The following is a 22,606-nucleotide window of genomic DNA, read 5'->3' as shown; positions in this document are numbered from 1 at the left end:
TAAAAACATGCGCGATGTATCCTCGCATATTTTAGACATATGTCAAAATGCCATCACGGCTAATGCTTCACTTATTAAAATAACGATTAATGTAGATGAGAAAAAAGATACTTTGGTTTTAAACATTATAGATAATGGATCGGGAATGGACGAAGATTTAGCTAAAAAGGCAGATAGTCCTTTTTTTACGACTAAAGCCAATGCGAAAATAGGACTTGGGTTATCACTTTTAAAAGAGGCGTGCCTAGAAACTGGCGGAAGCTTTAAGTTTGAGTCAAAACAGCATGTAGGAAGTTTAATTATGGCAGTGTTTAAGTTAAGTAGTATAGATATTCCTCCATTAGGGGAATTAAGCGAGACGATATTTTCACTGATAGCAGTAAATCAACATATAGATTTTGAAATTGAACTTAAGAATGGTGAAAAGGGTTTTTCGATTGATACTAAAGAGTTAAAAAAGAGGTTTGCAGGTAAGTTTTTTAGCGAGGTTAAAGTGTCGGCGTGGATTTTAGATTATTTAAGGAAAGGAATAAACGAATTGTTTGGAGGTAAGTTAAGCTATGAAAACGTTGAAAGAGCTTGAAGCGATAAAGGAAAAAGTAGCCTACGACATAGACTCAAGAATAGAAGATAAGTCTACTAAAATAGTAGTTGGTATGGGTACATGTGGTATAGCTGCTGGCGCTAGAGCAGTAGTTGCTAAATTTTTAGAAGAAATTTCTGCTCGCGGTTTAACTGAAGTTTCGCTAATGCAGTCCGGTTATGCTGAAAAATCTGGTTTGGAGCCTACGGTTGACGTAATTGTTGGAAAAGACAAAGTGACATATGTTAAGGTCACTCCGGAAAAGGCTTCAAAGATTATTGACCAGCATATAGTAAACGGAAAAGTTATTAAAGAATATACGGCGTAAAGCTAACGTATAAAACAAATTATTAGGCGGATAATAAGGAGGGTTATAATACATGAAAATCTATCGTTCGCACGTATTAATATGCGGCGATACTGGATGCACATCGTCCGGATCACGCGGTGTTATCGAGGCGTTTCAAAATGAAGTAAAAAAACAAGGATTAGAAAATGAGGTTAAAGTAGTTGTGACGGGCTGTTTTGGTTTATGCCAGGCTGGTCCTATAGTCATAATTAAACCTGAAGGTTCTTTCTACAGCCAAGTAAAACCTGAGGATGTTAAAACTCTAGTTGAGGAACACCTTATAAAGGGCAGAGTTGTTGATAAACTTCTGTATAAGGAACCAGACAATACTATTAAACATAACACAGATGAAATTAAGTTTTATGAAAAGCAAAGCAGATCAGTACTTAAGAATTGTGGTGTTATAGACCCAGAAAGTATTGATGAATATATAGCACGCGACGGCTATAAGGCTCTTGGGAAAGTATTGACAGAGATGACTCCTGATAGTGTCATCAAAGAAATGCTGGATTCCGGTCTTCGCGGCCGTGGTGGTGCAGGATTCCCGACAGGCAGAAAATGGATGTTTGCAAAGGGATACGAAGCAGACCAGAAGTATGTAGTATGTAATGCTGACGAAGGCGACCCTGGCGCATTTATGGACAGGTCAGTTTTAGAAGGCGACCCACATGTAGTACTCGAAGCTATGGCTATTGCCGGTTTTGCTATCGGGGCTTCTCAGGGTTATATATACTGCCGTGCTGAATATCCAAAAGCAATTAAGAGGCTTACTATTGCTATCGGGCAGGCAAGAGAATATGGCATGCTCGGAAAAAACATTTTCGGCACAGGATTTAATTTTGATATAGAGATAAGGTTAGGTGCCGGCGCTTTTGTATGCGGCGAAGAAACAGCACTTTTATCTTCTATCGAAGGCAACAGGGGCGAGCCAAGGCCTAAGCCGCCATTCCCGGCAGACAAAGGCCTTTTCGGAAAGCCTACTATTATAAACAACGTTGAAACTTTAGCTAATATTCCTCAGATTATATTAAAGGGAGCAAAATGGTATGCTTCAGTTGGAACTGAGGGAAGCAAAGGAACAAAGGTATTCGCATTGGGCGGCAAGATCAATAACACAGGTCTTGTTGAAGTTCCTATGGGAATAACTTTAAGAGAGATAATATATGATATCGGTGGCGGTATACCTAAGGGCAAGAAATTCAAAGCAGCGCAGACCGGCGGACCTTCTGGCGGATGTATCCCTGCTCAGCACTTAGATACACCTATCGATTACGATTCATTAAAGAGCATCGGAACCATGATGGGTTCTGGCGGCCTTATCGTCGTAGACGAAGACAACTGTATGGTAGACGTAGCAAGGTTCTTCTTAGACTTTACAGTAGACGAATCCTGCGGACAGTGTGCTCCTTGCCGTATCGGCACAAGGAGGATGCTTGAGATATTAGACAGGATCGTTTCTGGTAAAGGCGAAGAGGGCGACATAGAGAGACTGGAAGAATTAGGTAGAAGCATTTCGGATTCTTCACTTTGCGCACTTGGTAAAACTGCTCCTAACCCGGTTCTTAGCACCATACGTTACTTCAGAGATGAGTATGAAGCACATATTAAAGAAAAACGCTGCCCGGCAGGATACTGCAAGGCATTGCTTAATTACTCGATCGATCCAGAAAAGTGCGTAGGCTGCGGGCTTTGTGCAAGGAACTGCCCGGTAGATGCGATTTCCGGTGAAATCAAAAAGCCGTTCAAGATTGACATACAGAAATGTATTAAATGCGGAACGTGCATAGAGAAGTGCAAATTTGGCGCAATTTCTAAGAAATAACAGGATTGAAAGGGAGTGAATACTATGATTACTTTAAAAATAGACGGCCAGCAAGTCCAAGTGCCAGAAGGTACTACAGTTCTTAAAGCCGCGAAAAAAGCAAACATAAACATTCCTACTCTTTGCTACTTAGAGGGAATAAATGCGATTGGCGCATGCCGTATATGTCTCGTTGAAGTTGCGAGAATGCCGGGATTACAGGCCTCTTGCGTTCTTCCAGTATCTGAGGGTATGGAAGTGTTTACAAATACTAAAAAAGTTTTAGAAGCCAGAAAGACTAACTTAGAGTTGATTCTTGGCAACCATAAAAAAGACTGTCTGTCCTGCGTACGTAGCCAGAACTGTGAATTACAGGCTTTGGCTGTAGAATTAGGTGCAGAAGACCAGCGTTTTGATGGCGTACAGTATGATCGTCCAATGGATACTTCTTCTTATTCTATAGTAAGAGATCCTATGAAGTGCATACTTTGCCGCCGCTGCGTTGCAGTTTGCAGAAACATACAGAAAATAGGCGCGATAGGGCCTGCACACCGTGGGTTTAAGACTATTATAGAGCCTGCATTTGGCAAAAACATAGCAGACGTACCATGCGTAAACTGTGGACAGTGCATAGTCTCTTGCCCGGTTGGCGCTCTTAGCGAGAGAAGCGAAATAGATAAAGTTTGGGATGCGATCCATAACCCTGATTTACACGTTGTAGTACAGCCTGCTCCGGCAATCCGTGTTTCTATCGGAGAAGAATTTGGTATGCCAATCGGCACTAAAGTTACTGGAAAATTAGCAGCAGCATTAAGAAGAGTTGGATTCGACCGCGTTTTCGATACGGATTTTGCAGCTGACTTAACGATTATGGAAGAAGGCACAGAGTTTATAAACCGTGTACAAAACGGCGGGAAACTTCCTATGATTACTTCCTGCAGCCCTGGCTGGATCAAGTACTGCGAACACTTCTTTCCAGATTTCTTAGATAATTTATCAACATGTAAATCTCCACACGAGATGGAGGGTGCATTAATTAAATCATATTACGCTAAGAAGGAAGGCATTGATCCTAAGAAGATATTCGTAGTATCTATAATGCCATGTACAGCTAAAAAGTTCGAAAAAGAAAGAGAAGAACTCGCCGCAGTTGACGGCCTGCCCGATGTCGATGCAGTTTTGACTACAAGAGAAGCAGCAAAGATGATCAAGCAAGCTAACATAGATTTTGTAAACCTGCCGGATGAAGACTTTGATCCCCTTATCGGTGCATCTACTGGTGCAGCCGTTATATTCGGCGCAACAGGCGGTGTTATGGAAGCAGCTTTAAGAACAGTTGCAGACATACTTACAGGACAGGACTTAAAGGAAATAGATTATAAAGCAGTTCGTGGCCTTGATGGAATCAAGGAAGCTACAGTAAATGTAGCAGGGATGGATGTTAATGTTGCAGTTGCATCTTCAACTGGAGCAGCTAAAGAACTATTGGAAAAAGTAAGGAGTGGTGAAAAGAAATACCACTTCATAGAGATCATGGGTTGCCCGGGTGGATGTATAAACGGTGGCGGACAGCCGATAGTCAGCTCGAGAATTAAGATGTCCATCAACCCTGCGGAGCTTCGTATGAAAGCTACATATGATGCTGATAAGGCAATGCCTTTGAGAAAATCTCATAAGAACCCAGAAATTACAAAGATTTATGAAGAGTTCTTAGGTAAGCCAAACAGCCATAAAGCGCATGAGCTCCTACACACACATTATCATGCAAGAGAGAAATATAAAAACTAATTAAAACATAAAAACCGGTGGAAAACTTCCACCGGTTTTTTATTGCTAAAAGACGATATATGGGGTATAATACCCGTGAAAAGACGTATTTTATACATTATATATTATGGAGGCATAGATGTCTGAGAGTTACGGCGCAAAGGATATACAGGTACTCGAAGGGTTAGAAGCGGTTCGCCGCCGCCCTGGGATGTACATAGGCTCTACAGGGTTAAGGGGGCTTCACCATCTGCTATGGGAGATTGTGGATAACGCAATGGACGAGGCAGCAAATGGATACGCAGATAGGATAGAAGTTATATTAAACGCTGACAATAGTGTGACTGTAACAGACAACGGAAGAGGAATTCCTGTCGGGCTGCACCCGCAGCTAAAGATATCCGGTGTAGAAGTGGTATTCTCAAGGTTGCATGCCGGTGGTAAGTTCGACAATAAAAACTATGCATATTCAGGAGGGTTACACGGCGTTGGCGCATCTGTAGTCAATGCACTTTCTAGGTATTTAGACGTTGAAGTTTCAACGGATGGGAAAAAGTATAGCGCAAGGTTTGAAACTATTTCCGATAAAAGCGGCAAAGTACATCCGGGAAAGATGACGGTCCCTCTGTCTAAAGTCGGCAATACCAAGGAGACAGGGACACGTGTTACATTCCTTCCAGACGACCGTATATTTGAGACGATTAAATTTAATTTTGAATACATATCTACAAGGCTAAGGGAATTAGCCTTTTTAACCAGGGGCATAACCATAAAGTTAATTGATTTAAGGGACCAAAAAAGAGAGCTGACATTTAACTTTCAAGGTGGAATCGCAGATTTTGTCAAGTATTTAAACAAAGATAAAACAGTAATAGAGGAAAACCCGATCGTCATAAACGCTGCAAGAGGAGATATACTTGTAAGCGTTGCCATACAGTATAACGACGGGTATACAGAGGGTATATACTCCTATGTAAACAATATACCTACCCCGGAAGGCGGGACACATGAAACAGGTTTTAAGTCTGCACTGACTAAAGCATTTAATGACTATGCACGCGCATCTGCTGTAATAAAAGATAAGGACAACCTATCAGGGGAGGATTTTAGGGAAGGTTTAACCGTAGTACTCTCCCTCAAAATAAAAAATGTGCAGTTTGAGGGCCAGACAAAGACTAAACTTGGCAATACAGAGGTTAGGCCGGCAGTTGAATCCGTTGTTTTAGAGGGTTTAAACAACTACTTATCCGATTTAAATAATGCCGCTACCGCAACTAAGATGATAGAAAAGGCATATGCGGCATATAGAGTAAGGGAAGCCGCTAAAAAGGCTAAGAAGTTAGAAAGGCAGAAAAATAAATTAGAAGGTGCGCCACTGGTTGGAAAGCTGGCCTTTTGCACGGGTAAAAACTCAAAGGAAAATGAGCTTTTCATAGTTGAAGGTGACAGTGCCGGAGGCAGTGCAAAGCAGGGGAGGGACAGGCATTTCCAGGCCATTTTACCTCTCCGTGGAAAGCCTTTGAACGTAGAGAAAAAAAGGCTTGATCAAGTTATGGCCAATGAAGAATTTAGGATGATAATAACGGCCTTAGGAGCCGGATTCGATGAATCTTTCACGATTGAAAACCTAAAATACAATAAAATAATAATACTCTCGGATGCGGACCAAGACGGTGCGCATATCCGCGCAATACTCTTAACATTTTTCTTCAGATATTTTAAACCGCTTTTATCCGGCGGACATGTCTACATAGGAAAGCCACCGCTTTATAAAGTTTCAAGAGGCGGCAAATCCATATACGCGTACGATGCCAAACAGCTTTTTGAAGCCAGCAAAGAACTGGGAACGCCATATAACGTCCAGCGGTATAAAGGGCTTGGCGAAATGAACCCGGAGCAATTGTGGGACACCACGATGAACCCCAAAAACCGTTCGCTTATCCGTGTTTCACTGGAGGACGCTGCTGAGGCCGAAAGGATGGTTACCGTACTTATGGGGGATAAGACAGAATCCCGCAAAGAGTATATTTCCGAACACGTGGATTTTAATAAAAAGGATGATTTTTTAGCTCCGGAGGCAGTTAATGAGTAAGAAAAACGAAGTTTCATACGAAGACAACAATATCATAACCCTGCCTATGGAAGAAGTGATGTCCGCTTCTATGCTGCCGTATGCGCAGTACGTCATAATGGAACGCGCGCTTCCGCGCGTCGAGGACGGGCTTAAGCCTGTTCAAAGGCGTATCCTTTATAATATGTCTGAAATAGGTGTAACTCCGGACAAGCCTTATAAAAAATCTGCCAGGATAGTCGGTGATACGCTTGGCAAGTATCATCCGCACGGCGATACTAGTGTCTATGAAGCTATGGTAAGGATGGCGCAAGGTTTTAATATGAGGGCTCCGCTGGTAGACGGACATGGAAATTTCGGATCTATAGACGGGGATAATGCAGCGGCAATGAGGTATACAGAAGCCAGGATGTCTCCAATTGCCATGATGATGATACAAAACATCGAAAAGGAGACAGTTCCGTTCAGGCTTAATTTCGACGACAGTTTAAAAGAGCCGGACATGCTCCCGGCACGCTTCCCGAATCTGCTGGTAAACGGTGCATCCGGCATAGCGGTTGCCCTTGCTACGAATATACCGCCGCATAACTTAGGTGAAGTAATAGACGGCGTAATATGCCGGATAGAAAACCCTTCATGCAATGTTAAAGACGTGATGAAATATATAAAAGGGCCGGATTTCCCGACCGGCGGATACTGTTTTTCAGAGGAAGATATTTTAGAGGTTTATTCAACCGGAAAAGGGAAACTGACGCTTCGTGCAAAGACACATATAGAAAAAGGCCAAAACGGCAGGCAGCTTATTGTAATAACCGAGCTTCCTTACCAGGTAAATAAGGCCAATATGCTCCAAAAGATACTTACTTTAAGCGAGACAAAGCGTGAGATGTTTTCCGGGATTTACGACATAAAAGACGAATCGGACAGGACGGGAATGCGCGCCGTTATCGAGGTAAAGGCCGGTGCGGATGCAGAGGCAATCTTAAACTGCCTTTATAAGTATTCGGATCTGCAGATTACTTTTTCGGCCAATATGGTCGCCATTGCGGACGGCCGCCCAATGCAATTAAACTTGCTTCAGATGATTGACTATTATATTTCTTTCCAAAAGGAAATAGTGACACGCCGCATAGAATTCGATTTAAAAAAGGCAAAGATGAGGGAACACATCTTATCCGGCCTCATGGTAGCCGTGCTTAATATAGACAGGGTGATAAAGATAATTAGAGGCTCTAAAAACCCGCCGCAAGCGCGGGAACAGTTAATGGAGGAGTTCGATTTAACAAAGATACAAGCCCAGGCAATTTTGGATATGCGTTTAGCACGCTTAACTGCACTTGAAATTGAAATATTAAAAGAAGAATACGAGTCTATACTCAATTTGATAGCGAAATTAGAGGCGGTCTTGTCTTCTGAAAAACTGCTTTTTAAGCTTATAATAAACGAGCATTTAGAGGTAAAAGAAAAATTTGCAGATGATCGGCGCACCCGTATAACAAAAGAAAAAGAAGACATATGTATCGATGAAAACGCATTTTTAGTAGTAGACGAATGCGTTGTTTGCCTAACGTCTAGCGGCTTTATAAAGAGGATTTTAAGCAAGACGTTTAAAAAAGGAATGGAGACAGGCCCTATAGACGAGGACAACCGCTTAAAATTCATTTTAGAGACAAAGACGAACCAAAAGGTACGTATTTTTACAAGCTGCGGAAACATGTTTACATATACAGTGGGTGATATACCGGAGCATAAGTTTAAGGATAAGGGCGTCGCTCTAAATTCCATTTTTGCAGGTATCCTCCCCAACGAGGAGATAGTGGCGATAGTGGGCGAGGAAAACCAATGTACCGATCTCGCTTTTGTAACTAAAGGCGGAATGATAAAAAAAGTAGACTTTAACGAATTCAACGTAAAGAAGAGCAGGATAGCCGCAATTGGTTTAAAAGAAGGCGACGGCGTGGCAGCAGTATTTGACATAAAAGAAAACGACGATGTATGCATGGTCACTAAAAAGGGTATTAATTTAACTATTTCAGGAAAAGAGTTCCCATTGCTTGGTAAAAATGCAAAGGGTGTTATAGGCATGAGGCTTTCAGCAGGTGATGAAATTATCTGTGCAGGTAAGTTTGCATTGGGTGACAAGAAAAGCATAGTGCTATTAACAGATCTAGGATATGCCAAGTTGGTAGATACAAGGCTTTTGGAGGTAAAAACAAGAGGCGGCAAAGGAGCAAGCATTTTTGGGTTGCTAAAAAACGGACAAAACGGCAAACAGATAGCTTTTGCTTCATTAGTTGGCAGGGAGTTTTTGCTGGCGGTCAAAACGGGCGAAAATACCTTGCTTTTATCCGAAAAGGATATACCAAAACAAGACATAATATCAAGAGGGGCAAAGGTAGCGCTTAAAACACAATCGGCTAGCCTGGATGTGCGTTTAAGTGATAATGGGGATAAGCTAAAACAGTTAAGTGTAGATGTGTAAAATAAAAAAGCACCGTTGACGGTGCTTTTTTTATGAGTCGGTTTTTTCTAGCACTTTTTTGTCTGGAAGAGTTATAGTAGAGACGGAAACTTCATATGCCGTCCTTATTTCCTTTTTAGTATCGAGGACTTTTTCATATTCTCTGGATTGGAGCCGGCCTTCAATGCGTATCCTGTCACCTATCTGAAGGTCTGAGGTAAGCCTCGCATTTTTGCCCCACACTATTAATGGTATATAATCGGATTTATTGTATGCACGGTTTACAGCTAAAAGCAGATCTGTGATCTCCCTCCCGAAAGGCGTTATACGGTAGGTCGGTTTTCTGCACACATATCCCATTAAAGATACATCGTTTTCAAATTCGTTTTCAGAGGGAGAAAGTTTTTTGCAAAACACAGTTAAAACAAGTTTGGAAGATCCTTCTTTTATATGGTTATAGGATCTTAACTGCCCGGTTACTTTGATTAGATCGCCTTCATCTATTTTGAATAAAGAAAGAGTCTTTTCGGATACGGTAACTGGCAGAATGTCCGAAACGAAGGAAAGCCGCTTTACTTCGATGTTAAAGGTATAAAAGACTTCGTCAAAAAGCTCGTGGCTTTTAACCGGTTTGGTTAAGACATGCCCGGTAAGTTCCAGTATGTTCGTAAAAGTATCCTGCATAGTTAAAATATCCTCCAAAACGTTTGTAAAAGCCAGTATCTTTATTCCCGGCCGGCTATAAGTTCGTTTAACGGTACTATTTTATAGCCCCTTTCCCTAAGCGTTGTTATTATCTTTTCGATCGCAGCCGGGGTATCCATTACGTTTGATTGGAACATAAGTATATCTCCCGGCTGGACCGAGTCTAATATATTTGAAACTATTGAACTAAATCCGTTTCGCTCCCAATCCCTTGAATCTAGCCCCAAGACAACTGTATATCCTGCATTGGCCAGAGCATTTTTTATGCGGTCGTCTACCACATTAAACGGCGGGCGGATATACTTATTTGTTTCAATTCCTTGATTAAGTATCAGTTCATTTGTCTTATTAGCATCGGCAACGATCTCCTCATCGTTTAAGAGCGTGTAGTTTTTATGTGAGTACGAATGATTTTCTATATCCATGCCATAGGAGGCTAAACGCTTTATTAATATGGGCTTTTTCTCGGCAAGCATTCCAACTATGAAAAAAGATGCTTTTACATTTAATTTATCTAAAACGGATAAGATTTCTTCGGTATAGTCGTCATCTCCAAAGGACATATCTATAGTTATTGCCACTTGCTTGTCTTCCGATTTAATACTCTGTTCAACGGCCGAGCAGCTTGCCGTAAATAATATCAGCGTTACTAAGAACAGCAGACAAATTATTTTATTTATCTTTATAGAAAGCGACAATAAAATTCCTCCGCTTTTTTATGCTTTTCTTTAATATGTTTATTTATACATAAAAAAAATATTCCTTAAAAAGTTTATTTTTAAGGTTTTTAGGGCTTTAATTTCGCATGATAACGTGTTAAAATATAAATAGATTTTATTTTTCAAGCATGGCTTGAGGAGGCATTTATGTCGTATATATCAAAGCTTAAAAATGAAGATACTGATAAGCTGTTTAAAGCCATATTATCTTTAAAAAACGAAGAAGAATGCTATATGTTTTTTGAAGATATATGTACTATCTCAGAGTTGACCGCGCTTGTTAACAGGTTAAAAGTTGCGTTTCTACTTAAGGATAAGCATACTTGTCAAGATATAGCTAATAAGACAAAGGTATCAACTGCAACAATAAGCCGAGTTAACCGATGCATTAACTATGGTACCGGTGGTTATAGAATGGTTATAGATAGAATAGAAAAAGGCGAAGAGTAAATTTAGCCGGTACAAAAAGGGATAGTTATGGATTTTAACAAACTAAATTCGGCACAGAAAGAGGCAGTGACTGCTTCAAGCGGGGCTACACTTGTCTTAGCTGGCGCCGGATCGGGGAAAACGCGTGTTCTTACTTATCGCGCAGCATATTTGATTGAAAAAGGGGTTTTGCCTTACCATATCTTAGCGGTAACTTTTACCAATAAAGCAGCTGCGGAGATGAGGGAGAGGATAAACACATTAGTAGGTTCCAAGGGAATGTGGATAGGTACGTTCCATTCTATATGCCTTAGGATATTAAGGATAGATTCGGATAAGATAGGATATTCAAGCGGGTTTTCTATATATGATGAAGGGGATGTTTTAAGTTTAGTAGCTTCCTGCCAGAAAAATCTTGGATTCAGTGAAGACTATATAAACAAAAAAGCAGCCAGGAAAATCATAAGCGATGCTAAAAACAAAGGGAAAACTCCGGACGAGCTTCTAAGCGAATCGGCCTCGCAAATAGAAGAGGACATTGCTAAAATATATAAGGAATACGAAAAAGCGATGAAGAAAAACGCTGCCTTTGATTTTGACGATTTGCTTTTAAAAACAAGGCAGCTTTTAGATAATGAAGAAGTTTTAAAAAAATATTCTTCTAAGTTTGAACATATCCTGGTGGATGAATACCAGGATACTAACCTCGTCCAGTATGATATTTTAAAGAAACTTTCATCATTTCATAAAAATATATTCGTAGTAGGCGACGACGATCAGTCTATCTATGGATTTAGGGGCGCGGACATAAGAAACATACTTGAATTTGAAAAAGATTTTTCCAGTGCAAAGATAGTGAGGCTAGAGCAAAACTACCGTTCGCACCAACGCATATTAGACGTAGCCAACAGTGTTATAAAAAACAACCCGAGCAGAAAGGGAAAGACACTGTTTTCAGAGCTTGAACTGTTAAGCCCACCTGTTGAATTCGAATGTGAAAATGAATTTAAAGAAGCTGAGTTTATAGCAGATACTGTAAGCATGCATTTGCAGCAGGGAGTCTTGCCAAATGAGATAGCAGTGATGTACAGGACAAATATGCAGTCTCGCGTTATTGAAGCGCAGATTAAATCCCGTGGAATTAAATACCGCGTATATGGAGGGTTTGGGTTTTACCAAAGAAGTGAAATAAAGGATCTACTTGCATATTTGAATCTAATCCTTAACACCTCGTCTAACGTATCTTTTATAAGGGCATCGGGAAGCCCAAAAAGGGGAATAGGTGCCAAAAGTTTGGGTACTCTGTCTGACGAAGCGACTTTAAAAGACATTTCCATGTTCGAAGCGGGGCAAAATGCTAGCAGCATTTTGCCAAATAAATCTGCCGCTACAGTACTTTCTTTTGTTTCACTGGTTGAAGGCTTTAGGGAAAAACTTTCTTCTTTAAGTATAAGCGAATTCGTAGATACGGTTTTAAAAGAATCCGGTTTAATCGCAAGTTATGAAAAGGAAGGCACTCCTGAAGCAAAGAACAGGATAGACAACCTGCTTGAATTTTTAAATGGAGCATATACATTTGAACAGCAAAATGAGGGAGCTACTCTTTACGATTTTATGTATGAAAGCGCTCTTATATCTGAGTTAGACGATATGGGTGAAAAGGAGGAGAGCATTTCTTTATTGACGTTGCATTCCGCTAAAGGGCTTGAGTTTGACGTGGTGGTATTGGCGGGCATGCAGGAGGGGATATTACCTCATGCCGCATCTTTAAGCGAGGAAAAAGTGGATGAAGAAAGGCGCCTTTGCTATGTCGGTATAACCAGGGCAAAAAAGTATTTATATATGACTTGGGGGCATATGCGTACGACTTACGGGACTATGGGCGGATATAAAAGCTATTCACGTTCCCGTTTTTTAGATGAAGTGCCGGATAAAATGATTGATAAAAAAAGTGCACCAAAGTTTAAGCCGCATTTTATAAAAGAACCGAAAATAAAACAAAACTTTTTTCAGTATCATAGCCAAAAGCTGCCTCAAGCAGTTTTAAAAGAAGGTATTTGTGTTGGTGCACATGTAAACCATTCCAAGTTTGGTGACGGCGTAGTCGTTAAAGTTTCCGGGGAAGGGAAAGAGACCATAGCAGTTGTAGACTTTGACAGTGTCGGGCAAAAGAAAATTTTTACGGCATTTGCTCCGCTTGCCGTAATTGATTATTAAAGTTTAGTAAATAATACCTAATAAAGGTGAAAGTTTATGATAGAAGAAGAAATGAAAAGGCTGATTGAAAGTTTAAATTCTTTCAATTACCACTACTACACGCTGGATAGCCCGATAGTGAGTGATGCTGAATACGATGAACTTTACGATAAGCTGGTTCGTCTTGAAAAGCAAAGCGGCGTGGTACTTGAAAACTCTCCTACCAGGCGGGTCGGCGGCAATGTCTTAACACAGTTTGAAAAACATACTCATCTGTCGCCTCTATACAGTTTAGACAAAGTAAAAACGCAACAAGACCTAAAAGCCTTTTATATTAGGAACGAGAAGATATTAAATAAAAAATCCGATTATGTGGTAGAGTATAAGTTTGACGGCCTGACAGTTAACTTAACTTACGATGGGGGATATCTAAGGCAGGCGGCAACGAGAGGAGACGGAGTAACCGGCGAGGGGATTTTAGCACAGGTTAAAAACATAAAATCGGTTGTAAAAAAAATACCGTTTACCGGAAGGATGGAAGTTCAGGGCGAGGCTATAATACATTTATCAGATCTCGAAAAGATAAATAATGAAGAAGATATAAAATTTAAAAATGCAAGGAATGCAGCGGCCGGGGCACTAAGGAATTTAGACCCGGGAGTTGCTAAAAAACGCAAAATAGATATTTATTTTTATAGCATTGGGTATATAGAGGGAAAAAGTTTTGATACACATATTGAGATGATTAAGTTTTTACGTGAATGCGGTTTTAAGTTAAGCCCGTTTATAAAACTCGTCCCAGATGTAAACGAAGCTATAAATGCGATTAAAGAGATAGAAGAAACACGTTTTGATTTGGATTTTTTGATAGATGGTGCAGTTCTAAAGCTAAACGATATGGCGGACAGGCTGTCTCTTGGGGCAACGGAAAAGTTCCCGAGATGGGCGGTTGCCTATAAGTTCAGTGCAGAAGAAAAGACCACTAAACTTTTAGACGTGACTTGGGAAGTAGGAAGAACGGGAAAACTGACGCCGAAAGCGCACTTAGAGCCGGTAGACATCGGCGGAGCCACTGTTAAAAATGCAACGCTTAATAATTATGGCGATATATTAAAAAAAGATATAAAGATAGGTTCTAAGGTGTTTATCCGCCGCTCTAACGACGTTATTCCGGAGATTACAGGAGTGGCACAACACTATCCAGATTCTAAAAAAATAGTCCCGCCGAAATTTTGTCCTGCCTGCGGGAAGGAAATTGTTAGGGATGGGGCGAATATATTCTGTAATAACTCACTTTATTGTGTTCCGCAGTTAACAGCCAGGATGGCGCACTTCGCAGAACGCGGAGCAATGGATATAACGGATGTGAGCGAAAAAACGATAGGCGTTCTTATAGGAAAATTAGGCGCAAAAGATGTATCGGCGCTATATTTTATAGATTACGATAAACTCCTAAAGATAAGGGGCTTTAAGGAGAAAAAAGTTTCAAAATTAAAGGAAGCAATTGAGAAGAGCAAAACGCCAAGACTATCGAATTTTTTATATGCACTTGGTATACCTGGTGTCGGCAAGGCGACAGCAAAGAGTTTGGCAAAAAGGTTTTTAAGTTTCGAGGCATTTGAAAATACCACTTTGGAAGATTTGGTCGCCGTAAAAGATGTTGGGTTATTGACGGCTAGAGGCATACGTGCCTTTCTAGAAGATGAAAAAAATAAAGAGATACTAAGAAGGCTGTTTAGGGCAGGAGTTTCGCCCAGAAAGGAGACAAGCGACAAAAACGGCAAGTTATTTGGTAAAAAGTTCGTATTAACTGGCACACTTGAAACTATGACGAGAGAAGAAGCTACTAAGGTAATAGAAAGGGAGGGTGGTAGCGTATCCTCTTCTGTTACTAAAGACACTTTTGCTGTTATTTGCGGTGAAAAACCGGGAAGCAAACTTGATAAGGCAAAGAAGAATGCAGTTACAGTACTTGATGAAAAGGAGTTTTTGAGTTTACTTGATTTATAACTTATTAATAAGTTATAATATCATGATGTGAAAATTAGGGTTAAGAATTTAAAGGAGCTTTTTATGAAGATAACGAAGGAAGAAGTTAAGCGTATCGCAGTTTTGTCTCGCCTTAAATTAAATGAGGATGAAGAAACCAGGATTGCGAAAAATTTAGAAAATATTTTGGCACATGCCAAAAAAATAGATGATTTAGATACAAAAGATGTCCCTCCCACTGCACATGTATTAAACGTTAAAAACGTTTTCAGGGAAGACTTAGAAGAAAAAGGGCTTAGTATAGATAAGGTGCTGCTAAATGCACCTGAGAGCGGCTATGGTTGTTTTATAGTCCCTAAAGTGTTGGAATAGGGGGAGAACTATCTTGGAATTACATGAATTAACATTAAAACAAGCATCGGACTTGCTCAATAAAGGAGAAGTAAGCTCAAATGAATTGACAAAAGCGTGTCTTGACAGGATTAATTTTGCAGAAGAGAAAATCTCTGCACTAAATCTTATTACGAATGACATAGCTATAGAGAATGCTAAAAATGCAGACAAAAAGATAAAAGAAGGAACTAATAATCCATTAACTGGAATCCCAGGAATAATAAAAGACAATATTTTGACAAAGGGGCTTTTAACCACTTGTTCTTCCCGCATGCTTGAAAACTTTGTTGCGCCGTATGATGCAACGGTTATTGAGCTTTTAAAGGAACAGGGATATGTTCTCGTAGGCAAGGCAAATATGGATGAGTTTGCAATGGGTTCATCTACTGAATATTCTGCTTTTGCAAAGACAAAAAACCCGTGGGACTTATCACGTGTTCCAGGCGGTTCTTCAGGTGGTTCGGCTGCAAGTGTTTCGGCCAAAGAAGCGTTCTTTGCGTTAGGATCTGATACCGGCGGGTCAATAAGGCAGCCGTCATCTTACTGCGGCGTTGTAGGAATGAAACCCACTTACGGATCTGTATCCAGGTATGGGCTGGTCGCCTTTGCTTCCTCTCTAGATCAAATAGGCCCATTAACTAGAAACGTATATGATATGGGAATGGTTTTAAATACAATATGCAGGCCGGATACAAAGGATTCTACTTCTGTAAGGCTTAAAGCTCCGGATTTTACTCTAGATATTAAAAAGGGCATAAAAGGCATGAAGATAGGCATTCCAAAGGAGTATTTAGAAGACCTGCCAGCCCATACAAAAGATATGATAGATAAATCTGTAAAAGTTTTAGAAGGTTTAGGAGCAAAAGTTGAATTAACATCTCTTCCTACATTCGATTATGCACTTAGTGCGTACTACATCATATCTTCGGCTGAAGCTACGTCCAACCTGTCTCGTTTTGATGGAATAAAATATGGTTCAAGAGCCGAGGCTTCAGATATTAAAGAGGTTTATTATAATACCCGCGGGGAATTTTTCGGAGACGAAGTAAAGAGAAGAATAATGCTTGGCAATTATGTCTTGTCTTCCGGGTATTACGATGCATTTTACTTAAAGGCATTAAAAGTGAGAACCCTTATAAAGGCTGATTTTGATAAAATATTTGATAATTTTGATATTATATTTTCACCTGTTACGGCGGACTGTGCCTTTAAGCTTGGTGAAAAGCGGGATCCACTTAGCATGTATTTAACGGACGTATATACTGTTCCGGTGAACATTGCAGGGCTTCCGGCAATTTCTGTGCCGTCTGGCCTTTACGCAAACGGAATGCCAAGCGCAGTACAGTTTATTGGCCCGGCTTTTTGTGAGCCTACGCTTTTAAGAGCCGCTCATGCATTTGAGAGTGAGATTGGGTTTCAAAATGACCCTGGCTTAAAGGAGGTTCAGCTATGAGATTTAATTCTGTAATAGGACTTGAGATTCACGTTGAGCTTTTAACAAACACAAAGATATTTTGCGGATGTAAAAACGAGTTCGGAGCGGCTCCTAACACAAACTGTTGCCCTGTATGCTTAGGTATGCCGGGCGCGCTTCCGGTACTCAATAAAAAAGCTGTCGAATACGCTATTAAAGCAGGTTTGGCACTAAATTGCGAAATAGCTGAATTTTCTAAAATGGATAGGAAGGGATACTATTATCCGGACCTTCCAAAGGCATATCAGATATCACAGTTTGACTTGCCAATATGCAAAAACGGTTATGTTGAGATCCCATCCGGCGATGCTAATAAAAAAATCCGCATTTTACGCATACATATGGAAGAAGATGCAGGAAAGCTGCTTCACGATTTAGTACCAGGGGCAACTGCGGTTGATTTAAACCGATGTGGAGTCCCTTTGATAGAGATAGTTACAGAGCCTGATATGTCTTCTGCTGCCGAAGCAAAGGAGTTTTTGGAAAGGCTAAAGGCAATCATACAGTTTATCGGCGTTTCAGACTGCAAAATGCAGGAAGGAAGGCTGCGCTGTGATGTAAACGTTTCTGTAAACCGTGAAGGAGAACCTTTAGGCGTTAGGACTGAGATGAAAAATTTAAATAGCTTTTCATCTATAGAGCGCGCAATACAATACGAGTTAAAAAGGCAGATAGATACTATTGAAAGCGGTGAGGCTATTTTCCAGGAAACGCTTAAGTGGGATGACGCAAAGGGAATGAATTATTCTATGCGCGATAAGGAAGACAGTAAGGATTACAGATATTTCCCGGATCCTGATTTGGTTCCTATAGTTGTTACAAAGGAAGAGGTAGAAAATATAAGGGAAAGCTTGCCTGAACTACCGGAAACAAAGAAGCAGCGTTACATCTGCGAATTTAACCTTCCGGAATACGATGCAGCTTTAATAACAAAAGATAAAAACCTCTGTGATTTCTTTGAGGAGGTCAATGTGCTTGTCGGCGAACCTAAGAAAGTATCCAACTGGATAATGGTAGATTTGCTTAGGCTTTTAAAAGGGATGGAAACGGATCAACTGCCGGTAACTCCAGAGCAGCTTGCCGAAGCTATAAATTTAGAAATAAAGGGCGTAGTTAATTTATCCGTTGCTAAAAGTGTTTTTGAGGAAGTATTTAAAAACGGAGGCAGCGCCCACGATATAGTGAAGAAAAAGGGATTATCCCAGGTAAACGACGATTTAAGTATTAGAAGCGTTGTTCAAGAACTTATAAAAGTAAATGAAAAAAGCGTTAATGAATTTAAGTCAGGAAATGAAAAGAAAGTAGTAACATTCTTTGTCGGGCAGGTTATGAAGCTAATGGGGGGCAGGGCCAACCCTAAGATGGTAAATGAGATAGTCAGAGAGGAACTATCCAAGTAGCATGGAAATAGGAAAGCTAACAAATGAACAGCTTAAAAAATCCGTTTTAGACTTGATTGGTAAAAATAAAAGGGAAGAGACTGTTGTTGGTGCAGGGATAGGCATTGATTCTGCAGTTTTGAACTTAGGCGGAGATCTTTGTGTTTTATCGACAGACCCGATAACAGCAGAGAACCCGGATGCGGGGACCCTTGCTATATACGTGTCTGTAAACGATATAGCAGCCGCAGGGGCAACTCCCATAGCAGTTTTGATAACCCTGATGTGCCCTTCTAGCTCAAGTATAGACGATATAGAAAAAGTAGTAAGGTCTGCTAAAAAAGCTGCCGATAAAGTAAACGTGGATATAGTCGGTGGGCATACCGAAATAACAGACGCCGTTAACCGTATAGTTTTATGCGTGACAGCTGTGGGAAAAAAGAAAGGCGTTAAAATCAATAAGGCATGTGCTGGTGACGCAGTTCTTTTAACCGGGTATGCAGGCTCTGAAGGCAGTTTTATTTTAAAAGACACTGTGGATTTAAACGAAGCTGATAAAATCGATTTAAATATAATTAAAGACGCTTTAGATGTGTCATTAGCTGCTGCTTTGGCTGGTTCAAACGGAGCTAACGCTATGCACGATGTAACTGAAGGAGGCATTTTAGGCGCGGCTTATGAGTTGGCGGAGGCATCTGACGCCGGTATAGAGATATATTTGGATAATATACCAGTACTTGGTTTAACAAAAAAAATTTGCAAAAAGCTTGATTTAGATGTCTTTAGGCTCATATCAAGCGGCTGCCTGCTGATAAGCGTTGATAAAACCAATAAAGATAAAGTAATGTCCGCACTTAAAAGCAACGGTATTGTTGTAAATGAGATAGGTGTGGTAATCAAGAATGGGTATATTAAACGGAGCGGAGGGATTGAATCAAAAATAGACCCGCCCGAAAAAGACCAGCTTTTTACCACAATCAATAAAAGACCAGCTTTTTAAATAAAAATTAAAGTTTTTTTTGAATATTTTATGCTATAATTTCTAAGAACTGCTTTTTATTAGATTTGGAGGATACGGATTTGAGGAGCATGACAGGCTTTGGCAGAGGGGAAGCTATTGAGGGAGACGTAAGGATCACCGTAGAGATCAAAAGCGTTAACCACCGGTTTTTGGATTTAAACGTTAGAATACCTAAGACTTTGATGTCTTTAGAGGAGCATTTAAGAAATATAATAAAGGAAAGCATATCAAGAGGGCGGCTGGAGGTGTTTGTCAGCCACTACGGAAGTATATGCCAAAAGACTGTTTTAGTCGACGAAAAACTTGCAAAAGCATATATAGAAGCTGCTGGAAAACTTGAAAAAGATCTATGCGTACAAAACGACTTTTGTGTATCACAGCTTATGCGCATACCGGACATACTGACTGTTGAATCTAGTGACGACGATACGGAGACGCTAAAACGTATATTGACTAAGGCAACTAAAGATGCGGTTGGCGAACTTGCCGGCGCAAGAGAGCGTGAGGGCATGCGCCTTGCAAAAGACATGGATAAACGGTTTGATTTGATAAATTCTTTTGCTAAAATAGTTCACGATAAAGAAGGTGCAGTTATAGTCGAATACAAAGAAAAACTTTCTTCAAGGATACAAGAATTAACAGAGGGGCTAGATCTAGACGAAGGGCGGCTGGCTACGGAAATCGCTTATTTTGCAGATAAGCAAAACGTAACAGAGGAAACGGTACGTGTCTTTTCACATGTTAAGAGCGCAAAAAATTGTTTAAATGAGGCTAAACCTCAGGGTAGACAGCTTGATTTTCTGCTTCAGGAATTAAACCGCGAGTTTAACACGATAGGATCCAAATCTTCAGATTTGGAAATTATAAATGCAGTGCTCATGGCAAAAGGAGAGATCGAAAAAATACGTGAGCAAGTTCAAAATATAGAGTAAAATGTTTTAATAATTTTTAGTAGGAAAGGAAATTATTATGAGTAGTGTTAAGATTATGAACATCGGGTTTGGTAATGTTGTCAATGCCGACAGGATTATTGCCATCGTAAGCCCGGAGACCGCGCCTATAAAGCGCCTAATACAGGATGCAAAGGCATCCGGTACGCTTATAGACGCAACATACGGTAGAAGAACGCGCGCAGTTATAATAACTGACAGCAATCAGGTAATACTATCTGCTGTTCAGCCGGAAACTATGGCAAACAGGCTTTATTCTAAAACAAGTGAGGAAGACGTTTAAATGGGCGGACTTTTGATTGTATTATCCGGCCCTTCGGGTGCTGGAAAAGGTACGGTTGCCGGAGAACTTATAAAGACAGGAGATATAGAATTATCTATATCTTGTACTACAAGATGCCCGCGAAAAAATGAGGTCGACGGGAAAGATTATTTCTTTAAGACCAGAGAAGAATTCGCAAACATGATAAAAAATGATGAGTTTTTAGAGTACGCGGGTGTATTTGATAACTATTATGGTACCCCTAAAAATTATGTCTTTGAAAAACTAAGCAACGGGAGAGACGTGCTTTTGGAGGTAGACGTAGCGGGGGCAAAGACCATAAGGGAAAGGTACAGCGATGCGGTGCTTATCTTCTTAGTTCCTCCATCTATGGCGGAGCTCGAACGCCGTATTTGCAGCAGGGCGACCGAAACATGCAGTCAAATACAAAAGAGGTTAAGTACTGCAAAGTACGAACTTGAACTGTGTTCAGAATACGATTATATAATAGTCAACAAAGATATAGATAAAGTTGTTGATAATGTAAAGGCTATCATTACTGCGGAAAAACGCAAGGTATTTAGGAACAAAAATATTTGCAAGACGATTTTAGAAGGCGGTGAAATTGTTTGATAAATGTAGGATTAGATGAACTGTTAAAGAAAGTAGACTGCCGTTATACGCTGGTATGTGAGACGGCAAAACGTGCAAGGCAGATTGCAGACGGGTCGGAACCATTAACAAGTACCGTATCGACAAATCCCGTATCACAGGCTGTCAGTGAGATATTGGAAAACAGGATAACCTATATTAGGAGAAAAGAAGGTATTAAGTAGCAGATGTTTTTAAACAGATGTGTGGTTTTGGGTGTGACGGGGGGCATTGCAGCATATAAGGCGGCCTCTTTAGTTCGTTTGCTTTCAAAAGAGAACGCAGACGTTCACGTTATAATGACTAAAAACGCCACCAAGTTTATAACACCACTGACACTTGAGACTCTAAGTACAAACAAAGTAATTAAAGATACTTTTGAAGAAAAGGATAACTATGATATTTTGCATGTTAGCTTAGCTAAAAGCGCAGATATTCTATTAGTAGCCCCTGCAACTGCTAATTTCATAGCAAAAGTGGCTTCGGGAATAGCAGATGATATGTTGTCTACTACGTTTTTGGCGGCCAAGTGCATTAAGATAATTGCACCTGCAATGAATGAGGACATGTATTTAGATAAATGTACGCAGGAAAATATAGAGAAGTTAAAAAACTCTGGCGTTATCGTTCTTAACACTGGGAAAGGGCACCTTGCATGCGGTGAAGAAGGGCGCGGCCGCATGTTAGAGCCGGAGGACATCTTAAACGCGGCTAAACAGGCATTTTTGAGCAGGAACGAGGCTGCAGGTATAAATATTTTAGTGAATGCAGGGCCGACCAGGGAATATATAGATCCGATAAGGTTTATATCAAGCCCGTCAAGCGGAAAAATGGGATATGCACTCGCTGAGGCTGCGGCGGATTTAGGCGCCAAAGTCACTCTTGTTTCGGGCCCGGTTAGTATACCTGCCCCAAGAAGGGTAAAGATGATCAATGTTGTCTCTGCAAGCGAGATGTACAATAAGTGTTTTTTAGAATTTGAAGATGCGGATATAGTGATAGCATCTGCTGCCGTCAGCGACTATACCCCAAAAGAAGTCCACAATAAAAAGGTAAAAAAAGCAGGGGAATTGGATATTGCCTTTGTCAGGACAAAGGACATTTTGAGGGATATGGGGCAAAAAAAAGGAAACAAAATGCTCGTAGGCTTTGCAGCCGAAACACACGACGTTTTAAATTACGCTTTAAGTAAACTTGATGAAAAGAATTTAGACATGGTCTGTTTAAACGATATATCAAAAAGCGGTATAGGTTTTGGATCTGATAACAATCATGTTATAATGTGTTTAAAGGACGGTAGCAAGATAGATTTAGGGCTTTTAACTAAAAAAGAGACGGCAAAATTAATACTTGAAAAAGTCATTTCTTTATACACTCAGATGCATAAGTAGGGGGTTTGGTTTTTA

General features: G+C 40.4%; 20 protein-coding genes. 18 read left to right on the top strand and 2 right to left on the bottom strand.

What is annotated here, in order from left to right:
• Nucleotides 1-7: 7 nt before the first annotated feature.
• The 6 genes from R2876_02250 to R2876_02225 all read left to right on the top strand — a co-directional run bounded on the left by R2876_02250 (nt 8) and on the right by R2876_02225 (nt 9,053).
• The gene (locus R2876_02250) at nt 8-583 is read left to right on the top strand and encodes an ATP-binding protein (protein ID MEZ4357439.1); all 576 of its coding nucleotides are present in this window, start codon (nt 8-10) and stop codon (nt 581-583) included.
• Entirely contained in the window at nt 561-911 is a 351-nt protein-coding gene (locus R2876_02245) for a (2Fe-2S) ferredoxin domain-containing protein (GenBank protein MEZ4357438.1), read from the top strand. Before R2876_02250 ends, R2876_02245 begins: the two co-directional genes overlap by 23 nt.
• 52 nt (nt 912-963) lie before the next feature.
• On the top strand, nt 964-2,754 hold the full coding sequence (gene nuoF, locus R2876_02240) for an NADH-quinone oxidoreductase subunit NuoF (protein MEZ4357437.1): 1,791 nt from the start codon (nt 964-966) through the stop codon (nt 2,752-2,754).
• 24 nt (nt 2,755-2,778) lie between these two features.
• Nucleotides 2,779-4,521 (top strand): NADH-dependent [FeFe] hydrogenase, group A6, encoded by a 1,743-nt coding sequence (locus R2876_02235; protein MEZ4357436.1) that lies wholly within the window; start codon nt 2,779-2,781, stop codon nt 4,519-4,521.
• 118 nt (nt 4,522-4,639) lie between these two features.
• Nucleotides 4,640-6,592 carry a DNA topoisomerase subunit B gene (locus R2876_02230; protein MEZ4357435.1) on the top strand — a complete coding sequence of 651 codons (1,953 nt, stop codon included), beginning with the start codon at nt 4,640-4,642 and terminating at the stop codon, nt 6,590-6,592.
• Nucleotides 6,585-9,053: a DNA topoisomerase (ATP-hydrolyzing) gene (locus R2876_02225; protein ID MEZ4357434.1), complete on the top strand. Its 2,469-nt coding sequence runs from the start codon at nt 6,585-6,587 to the stop codon at nt 9,051-9,053. Before R2876_02230 ends, R2876_02225 begins: the two co-directional genes overlap by 8 nt.
• A gap of 30 nt (nt 9,054-9,083) precedes the next feature.
• Here R2876_02225 and R2876_02220 read toward each other — a convergent pair whose 3' ends face one another.
• Nucleotides 9,084-9,716, bottom strand: a complete 633-nt coding sequence (locus R2876_02220; GenBank protein ID MEZ4357433.1) for a single-stranded DNA-binding protein — start codon at nt 9,714-9,716, stop codon at nt 9,084-9,086.
• 41 nt (nt 9,717-9,757) lie between these two features.
• Nucleotides 9,758-10,435 (bottom strand): polysaccharide deacetylase family protein, encoded by a 678-nt coding sequence (locus tag R2876_02215; protein ID MEZ4357432.1) that lies wholly within the window; start codon nt 10,433-10,435, stop codon nt 9,758-9,760.
• A 168-nt stretch (nt 10,436-10,603) separates the two neighbouring features.
• On the opposite strand from R2876_02215, the gene R2876_02210 reads away from it, so the two are divergent.
• The 12 genes from R2876_02210 (at nt 10,604) to coaBC (ending at nt 22,591) form a co-directional block, all read left to right on the top strand.
• Nucleotides 10,604-10,906, top strand: a complete 303-nt coding sequence (locus R2876_02210) for a YerC/YecD family TrpR-related protein (protein ID MEZ4357431.1) — start codon at nt 10,604-10,606, stop codon at nt 10,904-10,906.
• A 27-nt stretch (nt 10,907-10,933) separates the two neighbouring features.
• Complete coding sequence (locus tag R2876_02205) at nt 10,934-13,102, top strand: UvrD-helicase domain-containing protein (protein MEZ4357430.1); 2,169 nt, start codon at nt 10,934-10,936, stop codon at nt 13,100-13,102.
• A 36-nt stretch (nt 13,103-13,138) separates the two neighbouring features.
• Nucleotides 13,139-15,091, top strand: coding sequence for an NAD-dependent DNA ligase LigA (gene ligA / locus R2876_02200; protein MEZ4357429.1), 1,953 nt, complete (start codon nt 13,139-13,141; stop codon nt 15,089-15,091).
• Nucleotides 15,092-15,154: 63 nt separating this feature from the next.
• Complete coding sequence (gatC, locus tag R2876_02195; GenBank protein MEZ4357428.1) at nt 15,155-15,442, top strand: Asp-tRNA(Asn)/Glu-tRNA(Gln) amidotransferase subunit GatC; 288 nt, start codon at nt 15,155-15,157, stop codon at nt 15,440-15,442.
• Nucleotides 15,443-15,455: 13 nt separating this feature from the next.
• Nucleotides 15,456-16,916 carry an Asp-tRNA(Asn)/Glu-tRNA(Gln) amidotransferase subunit GatA gene (gene gatA / locus R2876_02190; protein ID MEZ4357427.1) on the top strand — a complete coding sequence of 487 codons (1,461 nt, stop codon included), beginning with the start codon at nt 15,456-15,458 and terminating at the stop codon, nt 16,914-16,916.
• Nucleotides 16,913-18,337 (top strand): Asp-tRNA(Asn)/Glu-tRNA(Gln) amidotransferase subunit GatB, encoded by a 1,425-nt coding sequence (gene gatB, locus R2876_02185; protein ID MEZ4357426.1) that lies wholly within the window; start codon nt 16,913-16,915, stop codon nt 18,335-18,337. Before gatA ends, gatB begins: the two co-directional genes overlap by 4 nt.
• Nucleotide 18,338: 1 nt before the next feature.
• Entirely contained in the window at nt 18,339-19,316 is a 978-nt protein-coding gene (locus tag R2876_02180; protein MEZ4357425.1) for an AIR synthase-related protein, read from the top strand.
• Nucleotides 19,317-19,405: 89 nt separating this feature from the next.
• Nucleotides 19,406-20,269: a YicC/YloC family endoribonuclease gene (locus R2876_02175; GenBank protein MEZ4357424.1), complete on the top strand. Its 864-nt coding sequence runs from the start codon at nt 19,406-19,408 to the stop codon at nt 20,267-20,269.
• 37 nt (nt 20,270-20,306) lie between these two features.
• Nucleotides 20,307-20,570 carry a DUF370 domain-containing protein gene (locus tag R2876_02170; GenBank protein ID MEZ4357423.1) on the top strand — a complete coding sequence of 88 codons (264 nt, stop codon included), beginning with the start codon at nt 20,307-20,309 and terminating at the stop codon, nt 20,568-20,570.
• Nucleotides 20,571-21,182, top strand: a complete 612-nt coding sequence (gene gmk / locus R2876_02165; GenBank protein ID MEZ4357422.1) for a guanylate kinase — start codon at nt 20,571-20,573, stop codon at nt 21,180-21,182.
• Nucleotides 21,179-21,385 carry a DNA-directed RNA polymerase subunit omega gene (rpoZ, locus tag R2876_02160; GenBank protein MEZ4357421.1) on the top strand — a complete coding sequence of 69 codons (207 nt, stop codon included), beginning with the start codon at nt 21,179-21,181 and terminating at the stop codon, nt 21,383-21,385. The genes gmk and rpoZ overlap by 4 nt, the downstream gene beginning before the upstream one ends.
• A 3-nt stretch (nt 21,386-21,388) precedes the next feature.
• A complete protein-coding gene (gene coaBC, locus R2876_02155) occupies nt 21,389-22,591 on the top strand; it encodes a bifunctional phosphopantothenoylcysteine decarboxylase/phosphopantothenate--cysteine ligase CoaBC (GenBank protein ID MEZ4357420.1) in 1,203 nt (400 codons plus the stop codon).
• Nucleotides 22,592-22,606 lie beyond the last annotated feature (15 nt).

The organism is Eubacteriales bacterium, assembly GCA_041390245.1.
Classification (GTDB): Bacteria; Bacillota; Clostridia; order Christensenellales; family JAWKQI01; genus JAWKQI01.
Note: the sequence above shows the minus strand (reverse complement) of the source record. Positions and strands in the feature narration are given on the sequence as shown.

Excerpts from the sequence above, each read along its gene's own strand:
- ligA (MEZ4357429.1), top strand. The coding sequence starts at position 13,139 with ATGATAGAAGAAGAAATGAAAAGGCTGATTGAAAGTTTAAATTCTTTC.
- R2876_02230 (MEZ4357435.1), top strand. The coding sequence starts at position 4,640 with ATGTCTGAGAGTTACGGCGCAAAGGATATACAGGTACTCGAAGGGTTA.
- R2876_02205 (MEZ4357430.1), top strand. The coding sequence starts at position 10,934 with ATGGATTTTAACAAACTAAATTCGGCACAGAAAGAGGCAGTGACTGCT.
- R2876_02235 (MEZ4357436.1), top strand. The coding sequence starts at position 2,779 with ATGATTACTTTAAAAATAGACGGCCAGCAAGTCCAAGTGCCAGAAGGT.
- R2876_02220 (MEZ4357433.1), bottom strand. The coding sequence starts at position 9,716 with ATGCAGGATACTTTTACGAACATACTGGAACTTACCGGGCATGTCTTA.
- R2876_02170 (MEZ4357423.1), top strand. The coding sequence starts at position 20,307 with ATGAGTAGTGTTAAGATTATGAACATCGGGTTTGGTAATGTTGTCAAT.
- gatB (MEZ4357426.1), top strand. The coding sequence starts at position 16,913 with ATGAGATTTAATTCTGTAATAGGACTTGAGATTCACGTTGAGCTTTTA.
- R2876_02210 (MEZ4357431.1), top strand. The coding sequence starts at position 10,604 with ATGTCGTATATATCAAAGCTTAAAAATGAAGATACTGATAAGCTGTTT.
- nuoF (MEZ4357437.1), top strand. The coding sequence starts at position 964 with ATGAAAATCTATCGTTCGCACGTATTAATATGCGGCGATACTGGATGC.
- coaBC (MEZ4357420.1), top strand. The coding sequence starts at position 21,389 with ATGTTTTTAAACAGATGTGTGGTTTTGGGTGTGACGGGGGGCATTGCA.
- R2876_02175 (MEZ4357424.1), top strand. The coding sequence starts at position 19,406 with ATGACAGGCTTTGGCAGAGGGGAAGCTATTGAGGGAGACGTAAGGATC.
- gmk (MEZ4357422.1), top strand. The coding sequence starts at position 20,571 with ATGGGCGGACTTTTGATTGTATTATCCGGCCCTTCGGGTGCTGGAAAA.
- R2876_02245 (MEZ4357438.1), top strand. The coding sequence starts at position 561 with ATGAAAACGTTGAAAGAGCTTGAAGCGATAAAGGAAAAAGTAGCCTAC.
- R2876_02180 (MEZ4357425.1), top strand. The coding sequence starts at position 18,339 with ATGGAAATAGGAAAGCTAACAAATGAACAGCTTAAAAAATCCGTTTTA.
- R2876_02250 (MEZ4357439.1), top strand. The coding sequence starts at position 8 with ATGCGCGATGTATCCTCGCATATTTTAGACATATGTCAAAATGCCATC.
- R2876_02225 (MEZ4357434.1), top strand. The coding sequence starts at position 6,585 with ATGAGTAAGAAAAACGAAGTTTCATACGAAGACAACAATATCATAACC.
- gatC (MEZ4357428.1), top strand. The coding sequence starts at position 15,155 with ATGAAGATAACGAAGGAAGAAGTTAAGCGTATCGCAGTTTTGTCTCGC.